Origin of the sequence: Rhizobium sp. CB3171 (genome assembly GCF_029714265.1) — a bacterium.
Taxonomy (GTDB): domain Bacteria; phylum Pseudomonadota; class Alphaproteobacteria; order Rhizobiales; family Rhizobiaceae; genus Rhizobium.
This window is the reverse complement of the sequence record NZ_CP121653.1, coordinates 1,398,610-1,416,041: the sequence shown is the minus strand read 5'-3', so window position 1 is coordinate 1,416,041 and position 17,432 is coordinate 1,398,610. Positions and strand designations below refer to the sequence as shown.

The 17,432-nt window shown below is 60.5% G+C and carries 16 protein-coding genes; 7 read left to right on the top strand and 9 right to left on the bottom strand.

All coding sequences use genetic code 11. From position 1 onward, the window contains the following. Position 1: 1 nt before the first annotated feature. A complete protein-coding gene (locus tag QA648_RS25885; RefSeq protein ID WP_283054230.1) occupies positions 2 to 1,090 on the bottom strand; it encodes an efflux RND transporter periplasmic adaptor subunit in 1,089 nt (362 codons plus the stop codon). Between the two features lie 160 nt (positions 1,091 to 1,250). Here QA648_RS25885 and QA648_RS25880 point away from each other — a divergent pair, with 160 nt between their 5' ends. From QA648_RS25880 to QA648_RS25850, 7 genes are all read left to right on the top strand, one after another. Then, positions 1,251 to 2,276: an AraC family transcriptional regulator gene (locus tag QA648_RS25880; protein ID WP_283054271.1), complete on the top strand. Its 1,026-nt coding sequence runs from the start codon at positions 1,251 to 1,253 to the stop codon at positions 2,274 to 2,276. 267 nt (positions 2,277 to 2,543) lie between these two features. Then, entirely contained in the window at positions 2,544 to 3,428 is an 885-nt protein-coding gene (locus QA648_RS25875) for an AraC family transcriptional regulator (protein ID WP_283054229.1), read from the top strand. 168 nt (positions 3,429 to 3,596) lie between these two features. Continuing rightward, positions 3,597 to 4,682 carry a sugar ABC transporter substrate-binding protein gene (locus QA648_RS25870; protein ID WP_283054228.1) on the top strand — a complete coding sequence of 362 codons (1,086 nt, stop codon included), beginning with the start codon at positions 3,597 to 3,599 and terminating at the stop codon, positions 4,680 to 4,682. 93 nt (positions 4,683 to 4,775) lie between these two features. Beyond that, positions 4,776 to 5,597, top strand: coding sequence for an ATP-binding cassette domain-containing protein (locus QA648_RS25865; protein WP_283054227.1), 822 nt, complete (start codon positions 4,776 to 4,778; stop codon positions 5,595 to 5,597). Further along, positions 5,594 to 6,844, top strand: coding sequence for a sugar ABC transporter permease (locus QA648_RS25860; RefSeq protein WP_283054226.1), 1,251 nt, complete (start codon positions 5,594 to 5,596; stop codon positions 6,842 to 6,844). Before QA648_RS25865 ends, QA648_RS25860 begins: the two co-directional genes overlap by 4 nt. Positions 6,845 to 6,869: 25 nt before the next feature. Continuing rightward, positions 6,870 to 7,598: an SDR family oxidoreductase gene (locus QA648_RS25855; protein WP_104826524.1), complete on the top strand. Its 729-nt coding sequence runs from the start codon at positions 6,870 to 6,872 to the stop codon at positions 7,596 to 7,598. Between the two features lie 2 nt (positions 7,599 to 7,600). Beyond that, positions 7,601 to 9,235, top strand: a complete 1,635-nt coding sequence (locus QA648_RS25850) for an FGGY-family carbohydrate kinase (RefSeq protein WP_283054225.1) — start codon at positions 7,601 to 7,603, stop codon at positions 9,233 to 9,235. A 42-nt stretch (positions 9,236 to 9,277) separates the two neighbouring features. On the opposite strand, the gene QA648_RS25845 is transcribed toward QA648_RS25850, so the two are convergent. Genes QA648_RS25845 through QA648_RS25810 form a run of 8 tightly spaced genes read right to left on the bottom strand, consistent with a single transcriptional unit; the run spans position 9,278 to position 17,343 of the window. Next, a complete protein-coding gene (locus QA648_RS25845) occupies positions 9,278 to 10,210 on the bottom strand; it encodes a dihydrodipicolinate synthase family protein (protein ID WP_283054224.1) in 933 nt (310 codons plus the stop codon). Positions 10,211 to 10,220: 10 nt separating this feature from the next. Beyond that, positions 10,221 to 11,174: an oligopeptide/dipeptide ABC transporter ATP-binding protein gene (locus QA648_RS25840; protein WP_283054223.1), complete on the bottom strand. Its 954-nt coding sequence runs from the start codon at positions 11,172 to 11,174 to the stop codon at positions 10,221 to 10,223. Beyond that, entirely contained in the window at positions 11,175 to 12,191 is a 1,017-nt protein-coding gene (locus QA648_RS25835) for an ABC transporter ATP-binding protein (RefSeq protein ID WP_283054222.1), read from the bottom strand. It abuts the gene before it with no gap. An 8-nt stretch (positions 12,192 to 12,199) separates the two neighbouring features. After that, positions 12,200 to 13,117, bottom strand: coding sequence for a dihydrodipicolinate synthase family protein (locus tag QA648_RS25830; protein WP_283054221.1), 918 nt, complete (start codon positions 13,115 to 13,117; stop codon positions 12,200 to 12,202). A gap of 19 nt (positions 13,118 to 13,136) precedes the next feature. Continuing rightward, the gene (locus QA648_RS25825; protein WP_260304959.1) at positions 13,137 to 14,015 is read right to left on the bottom strand and encodes an ABC transporter permease; all 879 of its coding nucleotides are present in this window, start codon (positions 14,013 to 14,015) and stop codon (positions 13,137 to 13,139) included. A 2-nt stretch (positions 14,016 to 14,017) separates the two neighbouring features. Beyond that, complete coding sequence (locus QA648_RS25820) at positions 14,018 to 14,977, bottom strand: ABC transporter permease (RefSeq protein WP_260304960.1); 960 nt, start codon at positions 14,975 to 14,977, stop codon at positions 14,018 to 14,020. A 55-nt stretch (positions 14,978 to 15,032) separates the two neighbouring features. Then, positions 15,033 to 16,616, bottom strand: a complete 1,584-nt coding sequence (locus tag QA648_RS25815; protein WP_283054220.1) for an ABC transporter substrate-binding protein — start codon at positions 16,614 to 16,616, stop codon at positions 15,033 to 15,035. Continuing rightward, entirely contained in the window at positions 16,600 to 17,343 is a 744-nt protein-coding gene (locus QA648_RS25810) for a FadR/GntR family transcriptional regulator (RefSeq protein ID WP_283054219.1), read from the bottom strand. The genes QA648_RS25815 and QA648_RS25810 overlap by 17 nt, the downstream gene beginning before the upstream one ends. Between the last annotated feature and the right edge of the window lie 89 nt (positions 17,344 to 17,432).

Genomic DNA, 17,432 nt, shown 5'->3' with positions numbered 1-17,432 from the left:
CTCAAAATCCTCTTTCGTCCAGGTTTGCTTGAAGGTCCGGAGCGTCCAAAGTGACCTTTGCGGCCATGTTGGGCAGCACCCGGGAGGGTGGCGTCAGGAATTCCAGCCGAGCGGTCACGGTGCCCTTCTGCAGCGAGGCCGCTGGTACGATGGTCCGCACCCGCATTTTGAATGGCCGGTCTGGAAAGGCGTCGAGAATGGCCACCGCCGTCTGGCCGGGCTGTATCCGTGCGGCATTGGACTGCGCGATGTCGGCATCGACGGTCAGGGAGTTCGGGTCGAGAAGGATTGCGATCCCGTCTCGCGGTCCGCCGCCATCCGTCCCCGAGGCAACCATATCGCCGAGGCCAACCAGCCGGGTGACGACCACGCCGTCGAAAGGTGCGATAATCTGATGGAGCGACAGGGTTCTTTCCTGCTTCTCCACCTGCAGTCGCGCGGTCTCGGCTGCCTGCCGCGCAGAGTCGAGATCGCTGGTCAATTGCACGACCGCCAGGCTATCGGCGTCGAGGTTGCTGGTCGCGACGACACCGCGCTCGAGAAGGAGCTTGGTGCGTTCGAGGGTTTTGCGGGCCTGCTCCAGCGAAACCTCGACGCGGCGTGCCGCTGCGACGGCGGCAGCGGCCTGGGATTTGGCAATCCTCAGCTCAATCTCATCCGTCGTCTTATCCAGACGGGCAATGACCTGTCCCGCCAGAAAATGATCGCCGACATCCAGCGGCAGGTCGACCACTCTGCCGCCTATCTCCGGCCGCAGGGTGATCATCCGCCCGGCAACGACATAGCCGGACCCGACAATCGTTTGGGGCAGGGGTTTTGCAGTTTGCTCCTGGGCGGTGGGAGCTTTGCTTTGTGAGGACGTTTCGGTCCCTTTTGCCGGCTCGGTGACAATTCTCGTCGCGAAAGGTTTCCAAGGCGCATCGGATGGCACGGGGGTGAAATAGACGGCCGCGAATGTTGCGGCCATGCCTGCCAGTATCATACCGAGCATCCGCAATCGGCCGGTGGGGCGTGAGGCGCGGGGAGGCGGCTCAACGCGCTCGATCGATAGCGACCGAAGCCGAGTTGCGATATTCGCGTCAGAATTCATGGGCGGGTCTCCAGACGTTTACGGCGTCAATGTCCGCCACCGAAGCGTATTGGGCGACCTCGATCATGATTCAGCACGTCTCAGATCGCGATCTGGATCGCCGGGAGCCGCGAGTCAGGCCATAGTGGCGGCAAATATGGTTGCCCCGGGGAAGGGTCTCATGCTGTTCGTGCCGCTGCCGTTCGTCGTCGCCTTCATGCTTCTTCTGCTGTTTCTGACAGTGGTGCGGCGTGATGACGAGCTGGCGGCAAACCGCCCTTTCCTCGTCCTGCTTCTGGCTTGTGCCTTGCAGTCGGTTTTCGTTGGGCTGCGCTGGGGCTATGGCTTGCAGCAGGTCGGCCATCTGACGCTCGCCTTGGCAACGATCATGCCGCCCCTTGTTTATGCCGGTGTTCGCAGGTTGGGTGCGGACAGCCGCCGCCGCTGGCCCGCTCTTTTGATATTCTATGGCTTTCCTGCTGTTGTCATCGCCTTGCTGGTCGTCGTCTGGCCGGAGGCTATCGATATCGCCATGATCCTGATTTACGTGGCCTACGCCCTCGCACTGCTCTGGCTCGTCCGGTCCGGTCCCGACGTGCTGCGCCTTGCGCCCTTCGAAGCGGCGCAGCCGGCCCATCGCGCGCTCGTCTTTGCCGCTGGCGCATTGTGTTTCTCAGCAATGGTCGACGCACTGGTGCTGTTCGATTTCGAATCGACCCGTGGCGCGCATGCCGGCATGATCATCAGCATCGCCAATCTTCTCGGCCTGTTCATGCTCGGCACTGCGGCAGCCGCGGCCAGCCGCAACTCCACGCCCACCGAAAGCTTGGAGGCCGCGCCTCCATATGACCTCGCCGAAGACAAGGATACGATCGCCAAAATCCATGAGCTGATGCAGGAGAAAAAGCTCTACCGCGACGCCAATCTTAATCTTGAGCGTCTGGCCCGTAAGGCAGGGATACCATCGCGGCGCATTTCGGCCGCCATCAACCGGAGCATGGCCAAGAACGTCTCGCAATATGTCAACGATTATCGCATCGCCGAGGCATGCCGCCTGCTGGCCGAAACCGAGCGATCGGTAACCGAGATCATGCTGGAAGCCGGTTTCCTGACGAAATCGAATTTCAACCGCGAATTCCGCCGTGTCACCGACATGACGCCTGTCGGCTGGCGCGAGAAGTGCGCCTATTCCGCAGGTCCGGCTTAGCTGCGGCTGGCCTCGTCTGTGCCTCCGAAGCTGTGTCCATCACCGCGGATAAGCAACTATCCATTGCGGATGGCCGATCTCTGCTACTATGCGATCGGACAACAAATCACCGAAGAATTGTCAAAAAAGTATCAGTCTTGCGTCGATGGCGTAGTAGCGGCCATGGATATCCGCGCGTAAAGTCCCATTGTCGGAAAAGAAACAATGGCCTCTGGGAGGAGGTGCCGGCGGGGAATAAGCCCAGCCGAGTGCAGGCAGGAGGACGACATGAATCCAGATTTGGAAGTGGTCGCGATCGGCAGCGCCGAGTCCTTCAAGGCATGGGAACATGGCTATCCCTATCGCACGGTCCGCTGGCACTTCCATCCCGAATATGAAATCCACCATGTCGTCGCAACGACGGGACAATATTTCGTCGGCGATTTCATCGGGGAATTCGAGCCGGGAAATCTCGTGCTCACAGGCCCGAACCTGCCGCACAACTGGGTGAGCGATGTGCCTCCGGGCACATGCCTGCCACTGCGCTGCCGGGTCCTTCAGTTCTCCGAATCCTTCTTTGCTGACGCAAACAGGGTTTTTCCCGAGCTTTCCGGATGTATCGACATTCTGGAGATGAGCCGTCGTGGCGTTCTGTTTACGCCGGAAACTGCAGGGGTTGTCGGGCCGATCCTCGGTGAATTGGTCGAAGCCAAAGGAATTCGCCGCATCGAGCTTTTCATGAATGTGCTCAATGCATTGAGCAGCGCCAAGAATGCCAGCACTCTCGCCAGCACGCGTTATCATCCCGATCCTTCGGGCTTCATGTCGGCCGGGGTCAACCATGCGTTGGCCTATATCAACACGCATCTGACGGAGCCGTTCAGCGAAGCTGATCTTGCCGAGTTGACCGGCCAGAGCCCGAGTTCGTTTTCCCGCAGCTTCCGCCGGCATACCGGCATGGCGCTCGTTCAATACGTCAATCGGCTGCGGATCAACTTCGCCTGCCACCTGCTGATGAGCAAAGCCGAAATGTCGATAACCGACATCTGCTTTGCCGCGGGTTTCAACAATATCTCGAACTTCAATCGTCGTTTTCTGGATCAGAAGGGCATGGCGCCCTCGCGCTTCAGAACATTGCTGGCACAGAACGTAAGAGCGGTGGAGGCCGCGTAAAACAAGGAGGACCGGGAGGAGAGACCAGACAATCGGGGCAAGGAGGACCGGGTCATGCGAATGACCCGAAGGGGAACCTTTGTCCGTAAATCAGCTCATAAGCATCGCGCTCAAGACATGAGCCGAGGCTTCATCGACACAACTATCATTTGGAGCGGAGGAATTCCAATGACCCAATTCGCATTGAAACTTGCAGGCGTTGCAACACTCGCCATCGGTCTTCTGAGCGGCACATCCGCATTTGCCCAGTCCGCGAAAGTCACGGACGCGACGGTCGCTTTCCTGATGCCCGATCAGAGCTCGACGCGCTACGAGGAGCATGACTATCCGGGTTTCCAGGCGGAGATGAAGAAGCTCTGCGCCGGCTGTAAGGTCATCTATCAGAATGCAAACGGCGACGCTTCGCGTCAGCAGCAGCAGTTCAACTCCGCGATTTCTCAGGGCGCCAAGGCAATCGTGCTCGATCCGGTCGACTCGACGGCCGCAGCGTCTCTCGTCAAGATGGCGCAGAGCCAGGGCGTAAAGGTCATTGCCTATGACCGTCCGATCCCATCGGCGGTGGCCGACTATTATGTTTCCTTCAACAACGAGGAAATCGGCAAGATGATCGCCAAATCGCTAGTCGATCATCTGAAGGCGAAGAACGTGAAGGCTGGTGATGGCGGCCTTCTGGAAATCAACGGTTCGCCGACCGATGCGGCGGCAGGCCTGATCAAGAAGGGCATCCATGCCGGTCTTGCTGAAGGCGGCTATCCGGTGCTTGCCGAGTTCGACACCCCGGAATGGGCGCCGCCGAAGGCACAGCAATGGGCAAGCGGCCAGATCACCCGCTTCGGCAAGAAGATTCTGGGTGTTGTCGCAGCCAATGACGGCACCGGCGGTGCGGCTGTTGCCGCTTTCAAGGCCGCCGGCGTCGATCCCGTGCCGCCGGTTACCGGCAATGACGCGACGATCGCAGGCCTGCAGCTCATCATCGCCGGCGACCAGTACAACACGATCTCCAAGCCGAGCGAGATCGTTGCCGCGGCAGCGGCGAATGTCGCAATTCAGTTGCTGTCGGGCGAAACGCCGAAGGCTGATACGAAACTCTTCGACACGCCGACGCAACTCTTCGTGCCTGCACTCGTTACCGCGGAGAACCTGAAGGCCGAGATCATCGACAAGCAGGTCAACGACAAGCCGATCCAGACTGCGGAGCAGCTCTGCGGAGATCGCTATGCGGAAGGCTGCAAGAAGCTCGGTATCGCGAAGTGATCATATCCTCCCGCCAATTCCTCCGGCCGCTTACGGGCGGCCGGAGGACCGGGAACTCATCCTGTTCCGTTCATATAGAAAGGCTCGCGACATATGACTGACGCTTCCGACCAGACAGCCGCGGCAGGCGAGTTGGTGCTCAGCCTGCGAGGCATCTCCAAACATTTCGGCGCGGTGTCGGCGCTGACCGATATCGATCTGGATGTGCATGCGGGCGAAGTCGTCGCTCTCGTGGGCGACAACGGTGCCGGCAAGTCGACGCTCGTCAAGATTCTCGCCGGCGTCCACCAGCCGAGTGCCGGCACGATCACCTTTCGCGGTTCCAAGGTGACGCTGAGTGATCCCAGCACCGCCCTGCATCTGGGCATTGCCACCGTCTTCCAGGATCTGGCGCTCTGTGAAAATCTGGATGTCGTCGCCAATATCTTCCTCGGGCGGGAACTCAGTCCGCTGCGACTGGACGAGACCGCGATGGAGGTCCGTGCCTGGACGCTGCTGAACGAACTTTCGGCCCGCATCCCAAGTGTCCGTATTCCGATCGCATCGCTCTCCGGCGGGCAACGCCAGACGGTGGCGATCGCCCGTTCGCTGCTTCTGGAGCCGAAACTCATCCTGCTCGATGAGCCGACGGCAGCCCTCGGGGTCGCCCAGACGGCCGAGGTTCTGAACCTCATCGAGCGCGTCCGCGATCGAGGCCTGGGGGTGGTCATGATCAGCCACAACATGGAAGACGTTCGGGCCGTGGCGGATCGCATCGTCGTGTTGCGGCTCGGCCGGAACAACGGAATTTTCTACCCTGACGCAACGAACCAGGAACTGGTCAGCGCGATTACCGGCGCCACGGAAAATGCCGTTTCGCGCCGCGCCGGCCGCCGTCAGGCACAGCGGCAAATAGGGCAGGAGGGTCAGATATGACCAGCGACATCAAACAGGCGGGAACGCTCCTCGACCGCAGCGATATTCGTGTCAAACACGAAGCAGGTCTTAGTGGCACGATCCGCGCGTCGATCGACAAGGTGCGCTCGGGCGATCTCGGCTCGCTGCCGGTGGTCGTTGGTCTCATCATCATCTGGACTGTCTTCGGCACCCTCAATCCGACGTTCCTTTCGAGCAACAACCTTGCGAACCTCCTGTTCGATGCATCGACGGTCGGCGTCATCTCGCTCGGAATCGTCTGCGTTCTGATGGTGGGGGAGATCGATCTGTCTGTCGGCTCGATCAGCGGCTTTGCTTCCGCCATGGTCGGCATGCTCTGGGTCAACGAGGGCTGGCCGGTAGCTATTGGCGTTATCGCCGCACTTCTCGTCGGTGGGTTGATCGGTTCGCTCTATGCCCTGCTTTTCAATCGCCTGGGAATGCCGAGCTTCGTTTCGACCTTGGCGGGCCTGCTAGCGGTGCTCGGCATGCAGCTATACCTGCTTGGCGCCACGGGTTCGATCAACCTGCCCTATGGGTCGGCGATCGTGAACTTCGGCCAGCTCATGGTCATCCCGCGTCCGCTCGCTTATGTCTTCGCGCTGCTTCCCGGCATCGTGATGCTGGTTTCGGGTTATCGTGCGGCTCTGCGCCGTCGCGAGGCCAATCTCTCCTCGCGGTCGATCGGCGGCCTTGTGGTACGCGCCGTTGCGATCACCGTCGCGCTCGAATTCGTCGCTTTCTACCTCAATCAGGACCGTGGCATCCCGTGGATGTTCGCGCTCTTCGTAGCACTCGCCATCATCATGAATTATGCGCTGACGCGGACCCAATGGGGCCGATCAATGGCGGCTGTCGGCGGCAATCGTGAGGCGGCGCGGCGCGCGGGCATCAATGTCCGGTTCATCTATACGAGCGCCTTCGTTCTCTGCGCGATGTTTGCAGCGCTTGGCGGCGTACTCGCGGCGGCGCGGCTGGCTTCGGCAAGCCAGCAGGCCGGTACGGGCGATGTCAATTTGAATGCGATCGCCGCAGCCGTCATCGGCGGAACGAGCCTCTTCGGCGGCCGCGGCAGCGCATATTCGGCGCTGCTCGGCATCATCGTCATCCAGTCGATCGCAAGCGGGCTGACGATGCTCGATCTGTCCTCGGCGCTTCGCTACATGATCACCGGTGCTGTCCTCGCCATTGCCGTCATCGTCGACTCGCTGGCGCGCCGGTCGAGAGTTTCCCACGGCCGGGCCTGATACAACGACCAAGGTAAGGATTGATATGAGACAGGAACTTTCTGGAAAGGTCGCAGCCATTACCGGGGCAGCCTCGGGGATCGGCCTTGAATGCGCTAAATCGCTATTGCAAGAGGGCGTCAGCGTTGCCCTCGTCGACAGGGCCGAGGAGTCCCTGAAGAACATATGCTCCGAGCTTGGTCCGGAGGCTTTTCCTCTGGTCATCGACCTCACCAATCCCGCCAGCGTCGCGACCATGATGCCGCAGATATTGGAGAGGTTCGGAAAGCTCGATATCTTTCATGCCAATGCCGGCTCCTATATCGGCGGCGAGGTGGTCGATGGAGATCCCGATGCCTGGGACCGGATGCTGAACCTGAACGTCAACGCGGCCTTCAGATCGGTCCAGGCAGTATTGCCGCACATGGTCGAGAGGAAGACCGGCGATATCATCATGACCAGTTCCATCGCCGGCCTGGTTCCCGTCGTCTGGGAGCCGATCTATACGGCCTCCAAGCATGCGGTGCAGGCCTTCGTCCATACGGTTCGACGGCAAGTCGCCAAACATGGTATTCGCGTGGGGGCAGTTGCTCCCGGCCCGGTGGTAACGGCCCTGATCAGCGACTGGCCCAAGGCAAAGCTCGATGAAACCATCGCGGCGGGCGGATTGATGGAAGCGACGGAGGTTGCCGAGGCGGTCTTGTTCATGCTGTCCAGACCTCGCAACGTCACGATCCGCGATCTCGTCATCCTTCCGAACAGCACGGACCTCTGAAAATGACGCAATATTTCATCGGTGTCGACGTCGGTACAGGCAGCGCCCGGGCGGGTGTCTTCACGGAGAACGGTAGTCTGCTGGCTTCGGCAAAACGCCCGATCAGGATCTGGCATGAGGCCGGCAGCATTGTCGAGCAATCCAGCGAACAGATATGGCGAGCGGTTTGCGACAGCGTCAAGGAAGCCGTCGCCTCGGCCGGAATCCAGGCCACGGCCGTCGCCGGGCTGGGTTTCGACGCGACCTGCTCTCTCGTCGTCGTCAAGGTTGACGGCGCGCCGGTTGCCGTCGGGCCGTCCGGCGATCCGAATCGCAACATCATCGTCTGGATGGACCATCGCGCCGCCGGCGAAGCGGCCGAAATCAACAGCGGCAATCATGAGGTTCTGCGTTACGTTGGAGGTACTATCTCGCCGGAGATGGAAACCCCGAAGCTTCTCTGGCTGAAGCGCAATCTGCCGCAGTCCTTTGCGGCTGCCGATCACTTCTTCGACCTTGCGGACTATCTCACCTGGCGTGCGACGGGCTCGCTCAGCCGATCGGTCTGCACCGTTACCTGTAAGTGGACCTATCTTGCCCATGAGAAGCGTTGGGATGCGGACTATTTCAAGGCTATCGGCCTGGCAGAGCTGGCAGCCGAAGGCTTTTCGAGACTCGGTACGGATATCGTCGAGCCTGGCGCGGCGCTGGCAAGCGGGCTGACAGAGATCGCAGCCTTGGATCTAGGATTGCCGATCGGAACCTCCGTCGGAGCGGCGCTGATCGATGCCCATGCGGGCGGCGTCGGCACGCTCGGAGGGGACGGCGCAGATGGCCAATCGAAAGTGCAAAACAGACTTGCCTATGTCTTCGGCACATCGGCCTGCTCGATGGCTTCGAGCGACAATCCCGTCTTTGTCGGGGGCGTATGGGGACCATATTACTCGGCAATGATACCGGGGCTCTGGCTGACCGAAGGCGGCCAGTCGGCAGCGGGAGCGGCGATCGACCATCTGGTTACGATGCATCCCGCATCTGCCGAGGCGCGCGCCAAGGCGGAAATGGAAAGCCTTTCGCTGGTTGCGTGGCTTGACCGTCAAGCGACCGAATTGTGCCCTGACCTGACGCGTGCCGTCGAGCTTGCAAAGTCTGTCCATGTGGTTCCGGAATTCCTCGGAAACCGGTCACCCCATGCCGATCCCGACGCCCGCGCGGTGATCGCGGGCGTTGGACTTGAGGTCGAAATCGCCGACCTGATTTCGCTCTATGTCGCCGGTCTCTGCGGTATCGGCTATGGCCTCAGGCAGCTTTTGGAGACGCTGTCAAAAGACGGCATCGACATTGGTACGATCGTTGCGAGCGGCGGCGCCGCGCAAAGCAATCTCGTGCGGCAGCTTCTGGCCGATACGACGAACACCCCGGTGGCGATCGCCAATACCGAGGAGCCGGTATTGCTTGGCGCGGCGATGCTGGGAGCCGTTTCCGCCGGACGCTATGTTTCGCTGCTGGAGGCGATGAAAGCAATGTCGAGCCTCTCGACAGTCTTCTCGCCTGCAGGCGGCACGATCGAGACGCTACACAGGAACCGTTATCGGGCTTTCGAGCTGTTGCAGTCGGCAGACCGGCAAATTCGTGGATTCGCCGCAGCGGGCGGATGAGCAGTGTCACTTGCATACTGCGGATATTCGCGGTGATATTAATTACGCAAAAAGTTCGCTCAGCTCCGTCCGCGCGACATCGCGGAGCCTTTCTGCCTCGCTCATGTCGATCGAACGGTACGGCCAGCGCAGGCGCGTGCCGACGGGTCCCCAGTTGCCGATAGCGCAGAGAAGCTTGTCGAGCGCTGCGTTCGAATAGCCTAATCGCTGGCGATAGGGAACGATATGCGTTTCCATGAACTTGCAAATTCGGCGCTCCAAAGCGAGAGCGGCATGAATGTCGTCCTGCATCGATGCTGTCCACATCTGTGCACCTCGGGGGCTTAGACAGGCGACATTGGAAAAGGATCCCGCCGCAACACCCTCCATAATGCCGGTTGCAAGATGATGGCCGGGGACAAAGAGTGAGAGTTCCGAAAGGTGCTGGCGCGCGTCCGCGTACCATTGCTTGTCGCCATCAGCCACCTTGGCGCCGATGACGCCTGGTACCGCAGCGCAGATCCTGCCCAGTTCTTCCGGCGTCAGGACACGTTTGGCATGCGGTGGATTGTAGAGGATCAGCGGAATGCCGCTTCCGACATCGACAGACCGGTTCAAAAAATCGATCGCTTCCCGATCCGTTACAGGCCACCAGTCGGGCAGGATAACTTGAATCGCCAGCGGTTTCAGGAGCGCCGAACGCCGAACCCGCTCCAGCATGATGCGAGCATCCGGTTGGCAAGCGCCGATGACGAAGTTCATACTGGCAGCAGCGCATCGTTCGGCCAACATCGATTGAATGCGGTCGAATTCGTCTTCGGTCTGGCTATGGAATTCCCCCGCCGTACCATTCGAATAGATGCCGTCGACGCCGGCCGCGATCAGGAGATCGATTTCCTCGCCGAACTTTGCGAATTCGATGTCATCATCCACCCCGATCGGCAGGAGAAGGGTCGCCCAATTGCCGGCGATGGCATGCCGCTTTTTTGCCGTCATTGATTGCCCCTCAATTTAAATCGTCGCGAATGCAGGCCTTGAAATGACCCGGCGCGACCTCTCTCAGCTCCGGGATGGCCTTCCCGCAGGCGTCCAATGCGTGCGGACAGCGGGTGCGGAAGACACAGCCGGAGGGTGGATTGGCCGGGCTCGGTATGTCACCTCTGAGGATCTGACGGTCGCGCCGGAGATTGGGATTGGTCGAGGGAATCGCGGAGAGCAGCGCACGCGTATAGGGATGCTGTGGGCTGGCGTAGAGATCGGCACTCGGCGCGATTTCCATGATGCGGCCGAGATAGAGCACGATCACTCGGTCGCAGATATATTCGACGACGGCCAGATCATGCGAAATGAAGAGCATGGTCAGGCCGAGTCGCATTTGCAATTCGCGCAGCAGATTGATGATCTGCGCCTGAATAGAGACATCAAGTGCGGAGACCGGCTCGTCGGCCACGATGAATTCCGGCGACAGGGTCAAGGCGCGGGCGATGCCGATGCGCTGGCGCTGGCCGCCTGAAAATTCGTGTGCATAGCGATTGATCGCATCGACGGGCAAATCGACCTGGGCGAGGGCGGAGCGCGCCCGCTCGAGCCGTTCCTTGCCGGTTCCGATGCACTGGATCTTCAACCCTTCCGTCAAGATCTCGCCGATCGTCATGCGCGGCGAGAGGCTGGCGAAAGGATCCTGAAAAATATATTGCATGCGCGGCCGTGTGCGCCTTAGAGCGGAGGCGGAAAGCGTGGTCAGTTCGACACCATCGAAGCGGACGCTGCCTGCCGAGGGTTCGACGAGACGCAGGATCGAACGTCCGATCGTGGTTTTTCCGCTGCCGGATTCGCCAACAAGCCCGACGACCTCGCCTTTGGCGATATCGAAGGAGATATTCTGAAGAACGTTCAGCTTCATGCCTCGGGACGTATAGTGTTTCCCGAGATCGCGAACGGAGAGCAAAGGCTCGCTCATCTAGATCTCCTGCCATCTTATGCAGCGGCTGCGGTGCCCCGAACCGACCTCTTCGAGCACCGGAACGGCGACGCGGCAGGCATCGATAGCGAATTTGCAGCGCGGGGAAAATGCGCAACCGGCCGGCATGTTCATCAGGCTGGGGACCACACCCGGAATGGCGGCGAGTTTCTCGCCGGCCTGCTTCATCCGCGCCGCATCGCCAAGACGCGGCATGGAGGCGAGAAGGCCCATCGTATAGGGGTGGCGCGGATCGCCAAAAACCTCGCCGACCGGCCCCTCTTCGACGATCCGGCCCGCATACATGACCGCAACGCGATGGGCGATCTCCGCAACAACGCCGAGATTGTGCGTGATAAACAGCATGGCCATGCCGCGTTCGCGCTGCAGCCTAAGGAGCAGATCGAGAATTTGCGCCTGGATTGTCACATCGAGCGCCGTTGTCGGTTCATCCGCAATCAGCAATGTCGGATCGCACGCCAGCGCCATGGCGATGGTCGCTCTCTGCCGCATGCCGCCCGAGAGTTCATGCGGATATTGTCCGGCGCGTCGCTTCGCATCCGGAATACCGACGCTGTCGAGGAGTTGCACGGCCGCATTCATCGCGGCTTTCCGACCCGCGCCGCGATGAATGCGGATCGGTTCCGATATCTGGTCGCCGATCGTGAAGACGGGATTGAGGCTCGACATCGGCTCCTGAAACACCATGCCGATATCATCGCCCCTGATCCTGCGCATATCCTCATCGTCAAGAGAGACCAGATTGTGGACCGCGCCGTTCTTGCTCCTCAGGTGGATAGTGCCCGCGGCGATCCTGCCGATGTTGCGGGTGAGCAAACGCATGACGGAAAGGCTGGTCACCGATTTGCCGGACCCGGATTCGCCGACGAGCGCCAGGGTCTTACCGGCTGCAACGGTCAGATCGATATCGTTGACAGCCGTGATCTCGCTGCCGCGGATACGGAAGATCGTTCGCAGCCCCTTGATGTCGAGAACGGGATCGGCGGTCGGCTCCATTATGTGCCTCAGTTCAGCAGGCCGGTTGCGCGCAGGATTTCATCGATCCGTGCGGTTTCAGCCGCGTTCAGCGAAGCGCGGGGCCGCGGCATGATGGCGCTATCGATGATCCCGAGGCTGCGCATGGCGGCTTTGAAAGCGCCTATACCGGATGCGCCGCCGCTAACGCGGCCCTGGGCGACCCAAACGATTTCGAAGAGGCGGCAAAGGCGCTCCTGTTCTTTTCGAGCGGCGGCCCAATCGCCGCGCTGTGCGGCCTCCCACAGGCGCACATAGCCATGCGGGTCGACGTTGGCGATGCCCGGAACGACACCGTGAGCGCCCATCAGCAAGGCATTATCGACGACGATCTCGGAGCCGGTCATCAGGAAGACATCCTCGTGGTCGGCGAGATCGAGTAGCGCATAGCGGAAATTGCCGTCATCGCCGCTTGAATCCTTGAGGCCGATGATGGTGCCTTCCTTGGCGAGCGTCACGACGGTCTGCCGCTGCAGTTTCACATGGACGCAGACGGGAATGTCGTAGGCGACCAGCGGAACGTCCACCGCATCCCTGATATAGCGGAAATGATCGAGGATCTCGGATTGGCTGGTGACCGTATAGAAGGGTGCCGTGACCACTACCGCGTCGGCCCCAGCGGCCTTCGCGACCTTCGAGTGCGCGATGACGCGATCGGTCGTCGGATCGATGGCGCCGACGATGAGCGGCACGCGGCCGTTCACCACCTTTGCCGAATGCTCGATGATCTCACGCCGCGTCTTTTCGTCGTGAAAGACGACTTCGCTTGTCGAGCCGAGCACGAAGACGCCGTGGCAGCCGGCATCGATCAGATGTTCAAGAACCCGCGTATAGGACGGATAGTCGACAGTGAAATCCGGATTGAGCGGCGTTACGACAGGGGGGACGACACCCTTGAATTTGGTCATGTTTGCTTTCTTTCGGTTGTCAGTTCAGTTCGGCACGGGGATCGAAGGCATCTCTGAGGCCATCGCCGATGAAGTTGATTGCAAGCACGGCAAGGATCAGCGCTCCGCCGGGGAAGAGCCATTGCCAGGGATATTGTTCGAGCACAGCGGTCGACCGGGCGGCGTTCAGCATGTTGCCCCAGCTTGCCGCAGGCGGGGCAATGCCGAGACCGAGGAAGGACAGACCCGCCTCCAGCAGGATGGCATTGGCGATCTGCAGCGTTGCGTAGACGACGAGGATGTCGATCGCGTTCGGCAGGCCATGGCGAAAAAGCAGGTGTCCAATGCCGGCGCCCATACCGCGCGAGGCCATGACGAAATCGCGCTCGCGCAGTTCCAGAAGCCGCGAGCGGACCATGCGCGCAAGAAGCGGCCAGGAGAGCAGCGAGATGACCAGCACCGTCGGCCAGATGCCAGTGCCGGCGATCGAGGCGAGCACCAGCAGGAAGATGACAGGCGGCAGGGTCATCACCAGATCGACGAAGCGCATGGAGACGGCATCAGCCCACCGGCCGGCGAGTGCCGAGACGGCGCCGAAGAGGAAGCCGATGATCGCGGAAAGGGCGGTCGATGCGGCGGCAACGAGCAGCGAAATCCGCCCGCCTTCCAGAACACGCGCAAACACGTCGCGGCCGACTCCATCGGTTCCGAACCAGTGCGTCGCCGTCGGGCCGCTGTTCATGGCCAGCAGATCGATATCGTTCGGCTGAAACTTCCACCACAGCGGATAGGAGAGGATCAGCAGCAACATTGGAATAGCGACGCAAATGCCGGCGACGGCGGCGTGGTTCAATAGAAAGCGTTCGAATGCGCGAGCGAGCGGCCCGGGGCTGCGGCGGGACGTGGAGCGAGCAAACATCGTCAGCCCACCTTGATGCGCGGATCGACAACCGCGTAGGTGATATCGGTCAGAAGATTAACGACGATGACGCAGATGCCGATGACGAGCGTCGCGCCCATGATGACGGGGTAGTCTCGCGTCTCCACTGCATTGACGAGAAGCAGGCCCATGCCCGGCCAGTTAAAGACGCTCTCGATGAAGATGGCGCCGCCGATCGCAAGCCCGATGGTCGAGCCGATGAGGGTTACGATGGGAAGGAGGGCATTGCGCAGCGCATGCTTGGTGATGACCCAGAACTCCTTCACTCCCTTGGCGCGAGCCGTGCGCACGTAATCCTGATTGAGGACTTCGAGCAGCGAAGCGCGCATATAACGCGTGATCAATGCGGCCTGCGCGATGGACAGCAGCGCGGCGGGCAGGATCAGGTGATGAATAAGATCACCGATCGAAAATTCCTCGCCAGGCGTCAGCATGCCGCCGGAGGGCATCCAATGCAGGCGAACGGAGAAGACATAGAGGCCAATGAGGGCGCTGAGGAACGCAGGGCTGGAAATACCGGCAAGCGCGAACACCGAGAAGGACAGGTCGGCGAGCGAATTGCGGCGGACGGCGCTGAAAACGCCCACGGCAATGCCGGCAATAACGGCGATCACAAGCGCCGAACCCATGAGAAGCACCGTCGGTCCGATCCGTGACAGCACAAGACCGAGAACCGGCTGGTCGAGACGTTTGATCGAATAGCCGAGATTGCCCGTCAGCGCGTTCTGCAGCCATCCAAGGTATTGCAGCGGCAAGGGCTGGTCGAGCCCCAAACTCCTGCGCAGGTTCGCAAGGTCGGTCGGCGACATCGGGACATTCGGATCGATATAAGCATCGATCGGATCGCCGGGCGTCAGACGCAAGAGGAGGAAGATCAGCATGCTCAGGGCGATGAGCATGCCAGCCCCTATGGCCAGGCGTCGAAGGCTGTATCGAAGCATTGTAAATCCTGTCAGGATGGCCGAGGCCGCCCTCAAGGCTTTGGAAGGAAACGCCTTATTCGGCGATCGACCATTTCTGCGGATTGGCCTGATAAGGCCCGCCGCCAGGCGCCGGCGTCCAGACGAAATCCTTCACCTTGGACGAGACGATGCCATAGCGCTTTGCCACCCAGAGCGTTGCCCAGGGCAAGTTCGTATTCATGACCTTGCAGACGTCCTGATAGCGGCCGTCGCGTTTGGAACCGTCGGTCTCGGTCAGTGCGGCGTTGAGCGCGGCGCTCAGATCCGGCATGCGCGCTCGAACGACATTCGCTCCGGCTGGCGGAATCTGGCTTTCGTTCAGCCCGACATTGATGCTTCCGGCATCCGGTCCGTTCTGAAGTCCGGCGTAGACCATTTGGAACTGCGCGACATCCGGTTTCGCGTTGAGCACGATGCTGTTGTAAGTCGGCGCATCGACGGCGCGTGGGACGACATTGATGCCGACTTGGGCGAGCATCGCTTGGACAGCAGCCAGAACATTGGTCGCGAGCGGCGTTGTGTAATAGGTCAGCAGCGTGATCGGCTTGCTACCGTTGATCTGATCCCATCCCGCTTCCGTCAGCAACTGTTTGGCTTTTGCCGGGTCGTAGGCATAGTCGTCGATGCCTTTTGGTATCAGTTGCTCGGCAACATAGGCGCAATTGGCAGGCTTGGCCGCGCCGCCATAGAGGCTCTTGATGATGGCATCGCGATTGATCGCGTACATCACCGCCTTGCGGACGCGCGGATCCTTCCAGATGGGGGAATCGTGGTTGAAGCCGAGATAGTTGACGACGAAAGAATCGCCTTCGATGACCCTGAAATTCTTATCGTCCTTGAAAGTCGGCACGTCGTTGGAATCGACGTAAGTGAACTGGATTTCACCGGATCTCAGAGCCGCGATCGCCGCAGCCGGATTGGCGAAATAGCGGTTGATGATGCGTTCGAGCGCAGGCTTGCCGCCGCGGTATTCGGTGTTGGTGGCGAGCTCGACATATTGATCGGATACGTATTTCGTGAACTTGAAAGGTCCAGTGCCGATCGGCGTGGTGGACCACCATGTACTCTTGGCCAACTGATCGGCCGGTATCGCGGACAGGGCATGTTGCGGCAGCATCATGACCTTGGTCATGGTATCGAGAAAGCTGCCGGTCGGCGCGCTCAGCTTGACCACAACCGTGTGCTCGTCCGGCGTTTCGACGGATGAAATGCTCTGCAGCCGGGCGGCGAGTACCGAACCGGTCTTGGCGTTCATGGCGAGGCCGATGGTGAACTTGGCGTCCTTGGCCGTAAATGCCTGGCCATCATGCCATTTGGCGTCCGTCAGCTTGAACGTGTAGGTCTTCTGATCCGGGCTCACCTCGTAGGAGCTAGCGAGTTCGCCGACGACTTTCTGCAGCTTCTCGTCATAGGCGACGAGCGGTTCGTAATAGATGCTGAGCCAGGTGAATCCGGCCGTTGCGGCAAGAGGATTGAAGTTGCCCTGGAAGCCGCCCGGGCCGACATCGAAGCCGCCGGAAAGGGTCGCGGCCCGCGCCTGGCCGACAAGGGCCGGAATTGCGGTCGTCGACAGCATGGCTGCAAGGGCGATGACGGATAGTCTATATGCTCTCCTCATGTGTTCCTCCCACATTTGAACTTGTCTTGTTGTTGGCAATCACCCGGGCAATGCCTTCGTAGTGCCGATCCAGGCGTCTGCGCGCCTCCTCCAGATCTTTTGCTTCCACTGCATCCACGATCGCAGCGTGATCGCGCCAGGTCGCCATCGGGTCGAGGTTCTCCAGGTTCACGAAATCCGAAGCCTTGTAGAAAGCGAGCCAGAAGACATCGATCAGCCGCACGAGCGTTTCATTGTGCTGGCAGCGAAAGAGCAGCCGGTGAAAGAGCTGATCGTCTTCGGCAAAGGTCTCTCCGCGCTCGGCATGGACGCGCATCCTGTTGACCGTGCTGCGCAGTTCGGCGATGTCTTCCTCGCCGATCATCTCGATGGTCTTGCTAATCAATCCCACTTCCAGCGTGCGGCGGATTTCGAGGACCTCCTCGATTTGCCGCAGCGCGCCACCGAGGCCATAGGCGAGATTGTCGAGCAACGGTTCGAAGGAAAAAGCCTTCACGAAGATGCCGACACCGCGCCGCGTCTCCAGCACACCGAGCGATTCCAGCGCCTTAATCCCCTCCCGCAGCGAATTCCGGCTGACGCCGAGCTGCGTCGCGAGCTCTCCTTCGGCCGGCAGAAGCGTGCCGGGCGCTAAACCGTTTTCATCGATATAGGCGCGCAAACTCTCCTGCACGGAAACATGCAGCAGGGGTGCGCGGGTCAGGGGCTTCATCGATTTCAAGGCCATCGTTGGTTCTTCCGCGCATATTCGTAATGGAGATGAAGCTTACATATCCACTTGTAGGATATCTGTCAAATGGCGGCCTACCGATTGAT